Below are 13,441 nucleotides of genomic sequence, written 5' to 3'. Positions count from 1 at the left end.
GTGTATCGCCTGGGCGTCACGACCGTGACGCTGGATCTGACCGTGGAGCCGCGTGCCGACCTGACCGGCGGCGCCCTGGTGTCCGCGGCGACGCTGCGACTGGCGCGCGAAGGGCAGGACGAGCTGGTCGCGCCGCTGGCAGGACTGGTCGGCTGCGCCCCGGAAAGGGCCGGATCGTGACAGATTGAAACCAACTCGGATCGGAAACGTTACGGGGCGAGGCGGGGTTGAAACCGAATACGGGTCCCTGCGGAGGAAAGGGGACGTCGTTCGCGTGGCAGTACTTCATGGCCGGCAATATTGGTTGGCGTTCGCCCTTGCGGCCGTATCTCCCGCCGCAGCACAGATCGGCCAGCCCGGCAGTGCGCCCGCGCAGGGCCCCGACGCGCCCCGAACCGACAATCAGGAAACCGATCCGCAAGGAAACGCGCCGATCGTGCCCGAGTCGGAATTCGATGCCGCGCTGCCGCCGCTGAGTGGTGACATCAATGCGCCGCTGGAACCGATGATCCAGAATGCCCCGGCGCAGCCGTCCGCGTCGGGCACCGCGACCCGCCCCACCACGGCACCGCTGCCACCGGCCAACGGTGCCGCAGCCCCTCAGGTGGGCGATACGCTGGGCGTGCCCAGCCCTGAGGACCCGGTCCTTGCCCAGCCGCTGGAGCCGCTCGCCACCTTCGATACCACGCCGCTGCAGACCGCCGCGGATGTGAAGGACGCCGATCAGCCCGACATCCGCTATGAAACGGCGGTGCGCGGACTGGAGCCGCTGAACCTGGAGGACGAATTCAAGTCGCTGTCCGCGCTGCGCGAAGGCGACGGCAAGGCGGCGAATGCCACGCAGGTATCGGCACGCGCCCGCGAGGACGAGCAACTGGCGATCCGGCTGATGCGCAGCCTGGGCTATTATGACGCGACCGCGATTTCGATGGTGGAGCAGGTGCCCGGCGAGGATGGCAAGCCCGGCCGCCTGCGCGCGGTGGTGACCGCGACGCCGGGGCGGCTGTACCGGCTGTCGTCCGTGACGATCGACGCGCAGCCGACGACGCCGCCGGACCTGATCCGCCGTAACCTGCCGCTGAAGGTGGGCGATCCGATCGAGGCGGCACGGATCCAGGGCGCGGAGGCCAATGTCAGCCTGGTGCTGCCGCAACAGGGCTATCCCTTCGCCAAGGTCGGCGAGCGGGACATCCTGCTGGAAGATCAGAGCCCCAAGCCGACCGGCGCCTATACCCTGCCGGTCGAGACCGGGCCCAGGTCCTCCTTCGGCCAGCTCACGACCAGCGGTGAAGCGGTGTTCGATCTGGAGCATCTGAACGTTTTCCCGCGCTTCAAGCAGGGCGAATTGTACGATTCGCGGCTGACCGACGATCTGCGCGAGGCGCTGATCGCAACCAGCCTGTTCCGATCGGTGTCCGTCCAGCCGCAGCGTACCGGCCGGATGAACCCGGACGGCACCGAGCAGGTCGACCTGATGGTGAACCAGACCAAGGGGCCGGCGCGATCGCTGGCCGCGACGGCGGGCTATTCGACCGGGCAGGGCGTTCGCCTGGAGGGTACGTGGACCCATCGTAACCTGTTCCCGCCGGAAGGTGCGCTGATCGCCAGCGTCGTCGCCGGTACGCAGGAGCAGGGGGCGAGCGGCACGTTCCGCCGGTCCAACGCGGGGCGGCGCGACCGGACCTTTACCGCCGTCGCCTCCGCCAGTCGGTTGAACTATGACGCGTTCGACGCCTTTATCGGCACGCTGTCCGCCCGCTGGAGCTACGACTCGACGCCGATCTGGCAGAAGCCGTTCACCTATAGCTATGGTGTCGAACTGACCGGCACCAACGAAAGTGTATACGACTTCACCCGCGGCGAGCGGCGGCGCGGCACCTACGGCATCGCGGCGTTGCCTGGCCAGGTGGTGTGGGACCGCTCGGACAACCTGCTGAATCCGACCCGCGGCTTCCGCCTGAAGTTGAATCTCAGCCCCGAAACCTCGGTGCGCGGGGCGGTACGGCCGTATGCCCGCACGATGACGGAGGGCACCTTCTATTATCCTGCGTCCGAAAGCCTGGTGATTGCGGGGCGCGTGCGCGCGGGATCGATCTTCGGCATCGACCGCGACGATCTGGCGCCGTCGCGGCGCTACTATGGCGGCGGCGGCGGATCGGTGCGCGGTTATGGCTTCCAGCGGCTCGGGCCATTCGACCCGGACGGCAACCCGGTGGGCGGGCGCAGCCTGAACGAGTTTGCGCTGGAGGCGCGTTACCGGTTCGGCAATTTCGGCATCGTGCCCTTCATCGATGCCGGCAACAGCTATGAAAGCACGCTGCCCTCCTTCTCCGACCTGCGGTTCGGCGCGGGCATCGGCGGGCGCTTCTACACCAATTTCGGGCCGATGCGCGTCGATGTGGCGACCCCGCTGAACAAGCGGCCGGGTGACGGCAGAATCGCGCTTTATATCTCGATCGGGCAGGCCTTCTGATGACGGACGAACGGACCATGGCCGAGCCGCAGCCCGACAACACGCCCGAACCGGCGGTGGCGGGCAAGCGCCCCTTGTGGCAGCGCGTGCTGAAATGGATCGGCATCGCCATCCTGTCGATCGCGGCGCTGCTGGCGATCATCGTGTTCGGGATCAACACCGATCCCGGCCGCCGCTTCGTCGCGGATCAGCTGGGCGGCTATACGACCGCATCGGGGCTGAACATCAAGGTCGGGCGGATCGACGGGTCGCTGTATGGCCGGATGACGCTGTCGGACCTCAGGGTCAGCGATCCCAAGGGCGTGTTCCTGTCCAGCCCGCGGCTGGAGGTGGACTGGCGGCCATTCGCCTTTGCGAACAACCATGTCGATGTGCGCAGCCTGTCGGCCGGGCTCGTCACGCTGGCGCGCCAGCCTGAATTGAAGCCGACACCGAGCGACCCCAACGCGCCGCTGCTGCCCGATCTGGATATCGACGTGAACCGGCTGCGGATCGCGCGTTTCGTGATCGAGCCGGCGGTGACCGGGCAGCGGCATGTGCTGGGTATCGACAGTTCGGTCCATATCGCGGATCGGCGGGCACAGATTCAGGCATCGGCCAATGCGTTGCGCGGTCAGGGTGTCGCCGGCGGCGACTCGTTGCGTCTGATCCTCGATGCGGTGCCCGACCAGGACAAGCTGAGCGTCGACGTCAAGCTGTCGGCGCCGGTGGGCGGCGTGGTGGCGTCGATGGCCTCTCTCAAGGCGCCGCTGAACGTTTCGGTGGACGGTGCCGGCGGCTGGAAGGCGTGGAACGGGCGCGCGGTGGCGACGCTGGGCGGGGGTGAACTCGCCAATCTGCGGGTCGCGGCGCGCGACGGGCATATCGAGGTGCGCGGCGTAACGCGCCCCGGCCTGTATCTGGAGGGGCCGGTCGAGCGACTGACCGCGCCGGCCTTGCAGGTGGCGATCGACACGACGCTGAACGAGCGGCGGGCCGATACCCGCGCCAAGCTGCGCTCGGACGCGCTGGTTGTGGATGCCGGCGGTCTGATCGATCTGGCGAACAGCCGGTTCGGCAATTTCGCGGTCGATGCCAGGTTGCTGACCCCGGGCGCGATCGCTCCGAACCTGACCGGGCGGGACGTGCTGGCGCGCGTGGTGCTGGACGGCGCGTTCGCGACGCCGACCGTGGACTACAAGCTGCGGGCGGCTGCGATCGGCTTTGGTGAGACCAGCGTCGAGAACCTGTACGCCGAAGGACTGGCGCGGGTGAACAGCGACCGTATCCTGGTACCGGTCAAGGCGCGGGCGAAGCGTGTCGCCGGGCTGAACGCCGCAGTGGGCGGACTGGCCAACAACGTCGCCATCCAGGGTGACTTCGCGATTTCCATGCCCAACATCCTGTCGGACAATCTGCGCATCCGCTCCGACAATATCGACGCCACGGCGGTGATCGTGGCGAACATGGAGACCGGCCGCTACACCGGTGCGCTCAAAGGCCGGGTGAACAACTACCGCGTCGAAAGTATCGGCATCATCAACCTGTCGACCGATGCCAATCTGGTCGCCACGCCGACCGGGTTCGGCGTGACCGGCCGGGTGGTGGCGCGGACCTCGCAGATCTTCAACGAAGGGGCACGCAGCTTCCTGGGCGGCAATGCGGCGATCCGCGCCGATGTGGGGTACAGCCCGGAAGGCATCGTCACCTTCCGCAATCTCCGGATGAATGCGCCGCAATTCCGCATCACGCAGGGGCAGGGGCGCTATGATCCGGCCTCGGGTGCCGTGGCGGTCAATGCCGATGCCTATTCCACCCAATATGGCCCGCTGTTCGCACGGGTGACGGGATCGCAGACGAATCCGGTGGTGGTGCTGCGTGCGCCGCGGCCGGGTGTCGGCGTCGGGCTGGTCGATCTGAACGCGCGGGTCGTGGGCCAGGGCGGCGCCTATGCGGTGAACGCCACGGGCGGCACCAACTATGGCCCGTTCACCGCGGACGTGCTGGTGCGGCCGGGCAATCAACTGGCGGTCGATATACGTCGCGTGCTGTTCGCGGGGATCACCGCCAATGGTCGCGTCGTGCAGACCCCGCGCGGGCCTTTTGCCGGCGGGCTGCAATTTGCCGGACAGGGCATTTCCGGACAGGTCCGTCTGGCCGACCAGAGCGGCAACCAGCGTGCTGACGTGAATGCGCGGGCGTATAATGCACGTGTGCCCGGCATGGTCGATTTCACCATCGGCCGGGCTTTGGCCAATGCCAGCATCGTCATGCTGCCGTCTGCACCGCAGATCGTGGCCGATGTGCAACTGGGCGACACGCGCTATGGCCCGACCGTGATCGAGGCGGCCCGCGCCAAGGTGAATTATACCGGCGGGCGCGGTACGGCGCAGGCGCTGTTGACCGGATCGAGCGGCGTTCCGTTCCGCGTGGCCGCCAATGCGCAGCTTTCGCCGAACCAGTATCTGGTGGCGCTGCAAGGGCTGGCCAACGGCATCAACTTCCGCACCACCAGTCCGGCCCGCATCACCAACGCCAATGGTACCTATCGCCTGGCGCCGACGCAGATCGCGTTCGACCAGGGATCGGCGCGCCTTGCCGGTTCCTATGGCTCGGCGACGCAGGCGCAGGTCCGGCTGGACCGGATGAACCTGTCGGTCCTCAGCGCCTTCATGCCCAATCTGGGCATTTCGGGGCAGGCGACGGGCAGCCTGGACTATGCGCAGGCAAGCGGGGCGAGCTTCCCGACCGCCGATGCACGGCTGACGATCAGCAACTTCCAGCGCACCGGCCTGGCGGCGGTGTCGGAACCGGTGGACGTCGTGTTCGCCGGCCGTCTGCTCGCCGATGGCGGCGAAGGGCGGGCGCTGGTGCGGCGCGGGCAGACCGTGGTGGGACGCATGCTCGCCAATCTGCGTCCGCTACCGCCGGGCGCCGGATCGTGGACGGAGCGGCTGATGTCCGCTCCGCTGTCCGGCGGCATCCGCTATAATGGTCCGTCCGCCGTGTTGTTCTCGTTCGCGGCCCTGCCGGAGCAGCAACTGACCGGACCGATCGCGATCGCCGCGGACTTTTCGGGCCGCGTATCGGCACCGCGGTTGAACGGCCTGATCCGCGCCGACAACCTGACCTATGACAACGAGACCTATGGCACTCGCCTGTCACAGATGCAGTTGCAGGCGCGCTTCTCCAACGACCGGCTGGAAATCACGCGGCTGCAGGCCCGCGCCGGTGACGGGACCGTGCAGGCACAGGGTACGGTCGGACTGGCGGCGGACAGCGGCTATCCGGTCGACATTCGTGCGCAGTTGAACGACGCCCGGCTGGCGAACAGTGACGCGCTGGCCGCCACCACCAGCGGCACGATCCATCTGACCCATGGGCGTGACGGCGGGCTGATCCAGGGCGATTTGACCGTGCCCAACGCACGCTATCAGATCATTCGCCAGGGCCAGGCCGAGGTTCCCGAACTGACCGGGATCCGCCGCCGCTCCGAACTGCGCCCCGGCCGCCCCACCGACCGTCCCGCCGCCGCACCCGTCGGCCTGTTCAAGCTCGATATCCGGGTACGCGCGGACAATCAGTTGTTCGTCTCCGGCATGGGGCTGGAGTCCGAATGGGAGATGGACCTGCGTGTAGGCGGCACCAATGCGGCGCCGACGATCTCGGGCGGGCTGGACCTGGTGCGCGGCACCTACTCGTTCGCGGGGAAGCGTTTCGACGTGAACCGCGGCATCATCCGCTTCCGCGGCGGTGCGCTGACCGATCCGGATATCAACATCCAGGCGACGACGACCACCGATGGCATTACCGCGGTGATCAACGTGACGGGCACAGGCCAGCGACCGCAGATCGCCTTCACCTCGACACCCGCATTGCCGCAGGATGAGGTGCTGAGCCGTCTGTTGTTCGGTACCAATCCGGAGAACCTGTCGGCTACCGAGGCGATCCAGCTGGCCTCTGCGCTCAACTCGCTGCGCGGGTCGGGTGGCGGGCTGAACCCGCTGGGCAAGCTGCGCTCCGCCACGGGCTTCGATCGCCTGCGGGTGCTGGGGGGTGACGACGCAACCGGCCGCGGCACCAGCCTGGCGGCGGGCAAATATCTGACCAACGACATCTATGTGGAGATCGTCACCGATGCGCGCGGCTTTACCCAGACGCAGCTGGAGATCGCGCTGACCCGGACGCTCAGCCTGCTGACCGCCACCGGATCGTTCGGTGGATCGAGCGGGAGCCTGCGCTACTCGCGCGATTACTGACGTGAGAGGATGATCGACACACGGCCGTCGGAACCATGCGGCTCCGGCGGCCGTGTCTTGCCCGCTCGCGCCGGGTTGAGCCGGAGCGGCATGGGTGCCTAAGGTGGGGGATGACCCCAGACACGCTTGCCGCTGACGCCACCGCGATCCTCGCCGACCTGATCGCGATCGACACCACCTCGCGCGAGTCGAACCTCGCACTGATCGACTATATCGAGGATCGCCTGGCGCCACTTGGCGTGACGGGGCGGCGAGTGAGCAACGCCGACGGATCCAAGGCGAATTTCTACGCCACGCTCGGCCCCGTCACAGAGGGTGGGGTCGTGCTGTCGGGGCATAGCGATGTGGTGCCGGTCGATGGCCAGACCTGGACGAGCGATCCCTGGGTGCTGACGCAGCGGGGCGACCGGCTGTTCGGGCGGGGTACGTGCGACATGAAGGGGTACCTGGCGCTGGCACTGGCGACCGCGCCGCTGGCGGTGCGGAGCGGCCTGCAGCGTCCGGTGCATCTGGCGGTTTCTTATGACGAGGAGGTGGGGTGTCTGGGGGCGCCGTCGATGATCGCAGAGATCGCGCGGACGTTGCCGCGACCGGCGGCGGTGGTGGTGGGGGAGCCGACGAACATGGAGGTGGTTGCCGGGCACAAGGGGATAGCGACGTGGGTGGTGACCGTGACCGGCCACGAGGCCCATTCCAGCCTAACGCATCTGGGCGTGTCGGCGAACATGGTGGCGGTGCGGCTGATGCAGCGGCTGGCGGATCTGGCAGAGCGACTGGCGGCCGAAGGCGACCCGGACGGACCATTCTGCCCCCATCACGCCACCTTGACCATCGGCCAGATGCAGGGGGGAACGGCGGTCAACATATTGGCGCGGGAATGCCGATTCGCCTTCGATCTGCGCACGATGCCGGGGCAGAACCCGGAGGCGATCCTGGCGCCCTTCCTGCACGCCTGCGCGCAAGCCGACGCTTCGCTCGGCGCGCGTTTTTTGGGGGCAGGCGTTGAGGTGGTACGCCGCTCCCTGACCCCGAGTTTCGCTCCGGAGCAGGACGGCGCCGCAGAGACACTGGCGCGAAGGCTGGCGGGTGACAATGGCCCGGTGCGGGCGGTTCCCTATGCCGCGGAGGCGGGTCAGTTCCAGCAGGCGGGATTTTCAACGATCATCTGCGGGCCGGGCTCGATCGAGCAGGCGCACCAGCCGGATGAATATATCGAAATTGCGCAGATCGAGCGCGGTGCGGCGTTCATGACGCGGCTGATCGAGTCGCTACGCGCCTGACATACGAGGCGCGACGGCATGCAGGTGGTCCGGTGCGCCATGCCCCCGCACCGCGGGCGCATGTTCACCGGACCGGGTACCGCTTACCAGGGGCGGATGGTCTCGCCGTGGATCAGCGCCAGAATGAACTTCAGCATTGTGCTTTCTCCTCATTGGCACCCCCGGAAGAGGTGCCCCTATCTATTAAGAGAAAATTAACCAACCGACAACGCAGTTAAGAACCCATTAACCATCTTTGTTGCGGCCGTTTAATGTGGAAATCGGGTCGGATCCTTAACCCAATCTTCAAGGCGCGACGCGTAGCGATGGAGGCGTGAAGCGCAGTCCGTCCCCCCTGTCCGAGCCCGACCCGGCGTCGACCGCACCTGGAGAGCAGGGCGAGATGGCCTTTTCCGCCGCAGGATCGGGCAAGCGATATCAGTTTCTGATCCTGGTCGAGATCGTCAACTTCGCGATCCTGCGCCGGCATGTCGGCCGGCAGCGATGCGACGTGCTGATGGCGGACGTCGCCGAACGCGCCCTGCTGGCGATCGACGGGGCGCAGGTGCGTGTCCTGGGCCCTTCACAGGTGGAGATCGTCGCGTTCGGTGCGGATCGTGACGTGCTGGCCGCCATGTTGGATACGCTGACGCGATTGTTCGAGTCGCCTGTCGATGTCGATGGCGAGCGATATGCGCTGGATATCGCGCTTGGCGCCACCGCTGCCTCCATGCCGCACCATGACGATGTCCGGATGATCGAGGAAGCCGAGCAGGCACTGGCCGATGCCCGGATCGAGCGGCGCCCGGTGGAGCGCGACCTGCCGGTGGAAACGGCGCGAATCGATCGGATCGCCCTAGCACGCGAACTGCACGTCGCCATCGGTCGGTCGGACGAATTGTTTCTGCAATATCAGCCCAAGGTTCATGTCCGGCGCCAGCAGATCGCCAGCGTGGAGGCGTTGATCCGGTGGCGGCATCCGACCCGCGGCCTGGTGCTGCCTGGGGATTTCATTCCCCTGGCCGAAGACTCGCGCGATATCGTCGCGCTGACGCTATGGACGCTGCGACAGGTCATCACTGATCAGAAGACGATGGCGGCACGCGGTTATGACGTGCCCGTCTTCATCAATATCGCGGGCGTATTGCTGAGCGACACGCGTTTCGTGGAGGAAGCCTGCGCGCTCGTGCAGCGCGGCGGCGCAAGGATCGGCTTCGAGATCACCGAAACCTCGGTGATCCGCGATCCGGAAAGTGCCATCGCCAACCTGAAGGTCTTTGCCGAGATCGGCATCGATGTCGCGATCGACGATTACGGCGCGGGATTGTCGTCGCTGGCCTATCTGAAGCAGTTGCCCGCGTGCGAGTTGAAGATCGACAAGCTGTTCGTCACGCAACTGACCAGTTCCAACCGCGATCCGCTGATCGTTCGCTCGACCATCGATCTGGCGCATGCGCTGGAGATGGAGGTGGTGGCGGAAGGTGTGGAGACGCAGGCGGCGCTTGCACTGCTGACGGTGATGGGCTGCGACATGGTGCAGGGGTTCCTCATCAGTCGCCCAATCGGGTTGGATGCGTTGCTGCAATTCTTCGACGAAGAGCGGCATCTTGCCGCCACGTCCGAGGCTCGCGTACCGTTTGCGCGCTTCTCCGGGGTGCAGCGTGGCTAAGCGGGCCGTTTATCGATCGCTGACACTTCTTCTTGTTGCAGTTCTGTTTTTTTCCGTTGCCGCCGCGCGGGCCGATACTCTGACCCAACGCGTTGATCGTGCTATCGAAACAGCCAAGAGCGAGATGCTTCGCGATCCGGCCAGCAGCGCACGGATTGCGGAGATGGCTTCGAGGGATGCAGCCGGCTTAACCGACCCAAGCGCACGTACCGTTGCACAAGCGACTGCGATGTGGCTGCAAGCAGAAGCATATCTTAGGCTTGGACAACCAGACCGTGCTGCCTTGCCCATTTCCGATGCCCTCAAGCACGCCAACAGCATGTCTGCGGATACCAAGCTATTTGCCGACATAATGTTGACGAAAGGGGGGCTTGATTCTGCGCAAGGGAGAGTAGGTGCCGCTTTGGAAAGCTACCAAGCGGCCTATCGCATATTTCACAAGATGGGCATCGAGCGTAGCCAAGCTATGGCGTTAGTGCAAATCGCCATACTGTACTTCGATGCAAAAGATTATACGTCGTCTCTGCGCTATCTTCGTCAGGCGCGACGTGATTACCGGGTCGATGATGCGCTGTCGCTGGCGATATTAAACAATACGGCACTTGTCCTTGAAGATGATGGCCAACGTTTGGCGGCTGTAAAGCAGCTTCAAGAAGCCTACCGTCTGGCAAGGCAGATGAGCAGTGTTACATTGCAGTCTCAAATCTTGCGTAACCTCGCTAGAAACCAGTTGGCCAGAGGAGATTTCAGAGGGGCCGGGCGTTCCATCGCCGTTGCCGAAGATCTTCTGTCAGAGGGGAGCGACACCGACCGACGCTCATTGCTCAGCGTGTCAGCGCAGGCGGCGTTGCAACGGGGCGACGTAACGCGAGCCGGGCGGCTGATCGGCGAAAGCTTCGACGGCGTCGATCTGGGCAAGACCACGATCGTGCAGCGTGAGGCGCACCAGACGGCGTTCGAGACTTATCGTGCCCTCGGAGAAACGGCGCGGGCGTTGGCGCATCTGGTGGCGCTGAAGCGGTTGGACGACGAGGCGACGAAGCTGGCGACGACGACGAGCACGGCGCTGATGGGCGCGCGGTTCGACTTTGCGAACCAGGAACTGCGTATCGCCACGCTGAAGGCCAATGAACTTCAGCGCAAGGTCATCTTCGAGCGGGCACAGGCGCAAACGCAGCGCTGGATATTGATCGGCACGGTCGCGGCGACCGCGATCATCATCGCGCTGCTCGGCGTTTGGCTGCTCACCCTGCAACGCAGCCGCAACGCGATCCGCGCCGCCAATGACGATCTGGCGGAGACGAACGCGGCGCTGGGCAAGGCGCTGGCCGCCAAGACCGAGTTCCTGGCAACCACCAGTCACGAAATCCGTACGCCTTTGAATGGCATACTGGGCATGACCGAGGTGATGCTGACCGATCGTGCGCTGTCGGCCGACCTGCGCGACCGGTTGGGGGTGGTGCATGGGGCGGGCGTGACGATGCGCGCGCTGGTCGACGATATCCTGGATGTGGCGAAGATGGAGACGGGGCGGCTGACGATCGAGCAGGCGCCGTACGATCTGGAGGCGACGATCCGCGATGCGAGCCGCTTGTGGGAGGAGCAGGCGGCTGCCAAGGGTTTGTCCTTCGGGCTGGCGCTGGGCGATTGCCCGCGCTGGGTGGAGGGCGACGCCGCGCGGGTGCGCCAGATCGTGTTCAACCTGCTGTCCAACGCGATGAAATTCACCGAGACCGGATCGGTCCGGCTGTCCGCCTGGTGCGAGGGGAAAACGCTGCGCATCCTGGTGCGCGACACCGGCATCGGCATTCCGCCGGACAAGCTGGAGGCGATTTTCGAGTCGTTCCGGCAGGCGGATGCCAGCACGACGCGCCGGTTCGGCGGCACCGGCCTGGGGCTGGCCATCTGTCGCAATCTGGCGCGGGCGATGGGGGGCGATGTCGGGGTCGCGAGTCGCCTGGGCGAAGGCACCGATTTCACGCTGACGCTGCCGCTGGTGTCCGTCACGGCGCCGGATGCCGTGGAAATTTCGGATGAGCACGTTCTGCTGATCGTCGATCGCAATCCGATCCAGCGGGCGATGTGGCGCACCTTGTTTGCGGCGCACGGCCCGGTCGCGTTCGCGGCATCGGCGGAGGAAGCGGCGGCGCGGATCGGACAGGGCCCTGTCGCCGCCGTGCTGGTGGACGAGGCCAGCGTGCGCGACGCAGGCGCAGTGGAGGCGATCGCAGTGGCCGCACGGGGCGGGCCGCCCGTCGCTCTGTTGTGGCCGGCGCCCGATGCGGAGCGTATCGCCGGATGGGAAGCCATTGGCATCACGCAGGTAATCGCAAAGCCGGTGACCGGCGCCGCGGTGGTCGCCGCCCTTTTCGGCCCGTCGCGCAATGGCGAGCAAGTGCTTGTCTCACAAGCGGCTTAGCGACTACAGCCGGAACATGAACAGCCGCCATGACCCGCTGCCGGCAGGAGCCTGACGAGCGCCATGAACGTGCTCTTCATCGAGGATGACCGCATGAACCGGCGCGTGGTTCGCGACATGCTGGATGTAGCGGGCGCGAGCATGACCGAGGCGGAGGATGCCGAGCGCGGACTGGCCTTGATCGACGCGCAGGATTTTCAGGTGGTGCTGATCGACCTGCGCATGCCCGGCATGGACGGTATCACCGCGATCCGCCACATCCGCGCCCGCGGCGATGCGCGCGGGCAGGTGCCGATCATCGTCGTGACCGCCGACACGGCGGTCGACCTGCGTGCGCGCTGCATCGATGCAGGCGCGGACGAGGTGATCTTCAAACCGGTTGCGATGGACCAGTTGTTCGACGCGATGGGTCGCATCCTGGCGCGCGATGCGGGTGGGATGATCGTCTGATCGTCAGCCGGACGGCTTGAGGGCCTGGGCGAGGGAGGTCGTGGCGCTGCCGCGGCGGGCGGGGAGCGGTTGGGAGGGATCGGGTGCCCAGCCGGTGAGGAAGACGATTCCGAAACGCTCCACGGTGCGGCCATTGTCGCCGGCCTCCGCCGCGAAGGCGGCAGCGGTGGCGGCGAGGGTGGTGCGTGCGATCGCGCGCCGATCCGCCAGGATGTTGGAGGCGGCCATGCCGCGCAGGTCGTCCAGCAGGCGGCCGATATCGCGGTAGCCGACGTCGAGCGTCTCGATATCGGCGACGGGCAGGGCGAAGCCGGCGCGCATGAGCAGGTCGCCGGCGGAGCGGACGTCGACCTGGGGGTGGAGGCGGGCAACGGGGCGTTCCGCCTCGCCCGAGCGGAGCGCGGCGCGCAGGCGCGGGAGGCTGCCCCCGCCGGTGAACGCGCCGAGGAACAGTCCGTCGGGGCGTAGCACGCGGCGGATGAGGGCAAGGGCGCCGGGCAGGTCGTCCAACTGGTCGAGGACGCCGGCGCTGACCACCAGATCGAACGATGCATCGGCGAAGGGCAGGCGATCCTCATCCGCCTGGACGCCGCCGGCAGCGCGGGCGAAGGCAAAGCCGGGATCGACGCGGACGACGCGGGCGCCGGGCGGAGGCGCGAAGCCGGCATCGAAACAGCCGAGATCGAGTACCGCCTCGAACGAACGCTTCACCGTGCCCAGGCGCTCGGCGATGCCGTCCAGCATGGCGGCGCGCAGGAAGTCGTATTCGGCGAAATGGGCGGCGGCGCGGTCGCGGCGCCGGCGGCGCGCTTCGCGGTCGAAGATGGTGGGAGAGGCGTTCACGCGCCGGCTTGTGCGCCGATCCGGGCTGCACGACAAGCATCGGCATGGGGTGGTGGGGCGAGACGTGGCGGCGGACGGGTGCGCCGGTGG

At 66.7% G+C, this 13,441-nt stretch carries 7 protein-coding genes and 1 pseudogene; 7 read left to right on the top strand and 1 reads right to left on the bottom strand.

The genetic code is table 11. The features are described 5' to 3' along the window. The 7 genes and pseudogenes from Q0U08_RS11220 to Q0U08_RS11190 all read left to right on the top strand — a co-directional run. Window positions 1–180, top strand: a pseudogene (locus Q0U08_RS11220) (hypothetical protein); the annotation flags it as partial. 94 nt (window positions 181–274) lie between these two features. Continuing rightward, on the top strand, window positions 275–2,473 hold the full coding sequence (locus Q0U08_RS11215; protein ID WP_298091521.1) for a BamA/TamA family outer membrane protein: 2,199 nt from the start codon (window positions 275–277) through the stop codon (window positions 2,471–2,473). 17 nt (window positions 2,474–2,490) lie between these two features. Further along, on the top strand, window positions 2,491–6,711 hold the full coding sequence (locus Q0U08_RS11210; RefSeq protein WP_298091522.1) for a translocation/assembly module TamB domain-containing protein: 4,221 nt from the start codon (window positions 2,491–2,493) through the stop codon (window positions 6,709–6,711). Between the two features lie 110 nt (window positions 6,712–6,821). Beyond that, a complete protein-coding gene (gene argE / locus Q0U08_RS11205; RefSeq protein WP_298091520.1) occupies window positions 6,822–7,991 on the top strand; it encodes an acetylornithine deacetylase in 1,170 nt (389 codons plus the stop codon). A 313-nt stretch (window positions 7,992–8,304) separates the two neighbouring features. Beyond that, entirely contained in the window at window positions 8,305–9,639 is a 1,335-nt protein-coding gene (locus tag Q0U08_RS11200) for an EAL domain-containing protein (protein WP_298091519.1), read from the top strand. Continuing rightward, window positions 9,632–12,058 (top strand): ATP-binding protein, encoded by a 2,427-nt coding sequence (locus tag Q0U08_RS11195; RefSeq protein WP_298091518.1) that lies wholly within the window; start codon window positions 9,632–9,634, stop codon window positions 12,056–12,058. The genes Q0U08_RS11200 and Q0U08_RS11195 overlap by 8 nt, the downstream gene beginning before the upstream one ends. A gap of 63 nt (window positions 12,059–12,121) precedes the next feature. After that, window positions 12,122–12,508: a response regulator gene (locus tag Q0U08_RS11190; protein ID WP_298091517.1), complete on the top strand. Its 387-nt coding sequence runs from the start codon at window positions 12,122–12,124 to the stop codon at window positions 12,506–12,508. A gap of 3 nt (window positions 12,509–12,511) precedes the next feature. Here the strand turns inward: Q0U08_RS11190 and Q0U08_RS11185 are convergent, their stop codons facing one another. Continuing rightward, window positions 12,512–13,351, bottom strand: a complete 840-nt coding sequence (locus Q0U08_RS11185) for a class I SAM-dependent methyltransferase (protein ID WP_298091516.1) — start codon at window positions 13,349–13,351, stop codon at window positions 12,512–12,514. Between the last annotated feature and the right edge of the window lie 90 nt (window positions 13,352–13,441).

Origin of the sequence: uncultured Sphingomonas sp., assembly GCF_946477935.1 — a bacterium.
Taxonomy (GTDB): Bacteria; Pseudomonadota; Alphaproteobacteria; order Sphingomonadales; family Sphingomonadaceae; genus Sphingomonas.
The sequence above is the reverse complement of the archived record's forward strand: the minus strand, read 5'-3'. Positions and strand labels throughout refer to the sequence as shown.

What these genes read in the sequence shown, in the direction of transcription:
- Q0U08_RS11210 (WP_298091522.1), top strand. Translation starts at nt 2,491, where the DNA reads ATGGCCGAGCCGCAGCCCGACAACACGCCCGAACCGGCGGTGGCGGGC.
- argE (WP_298091520.1), top strand. Translation starts at nt 6,822, where the DNA reads ATGACCCCAGACACGCTTGCCGCTGACGCCACCGCGATCCTCGCCGAC.
- Q0U08_RS11190 (WP_298091517.1), top strand. Translation starts at nt 12,122, where the DNA reads ATGAACGTGCTCTTCATCGAGGATGACCGCATGAACCGGCGCGTGGTT.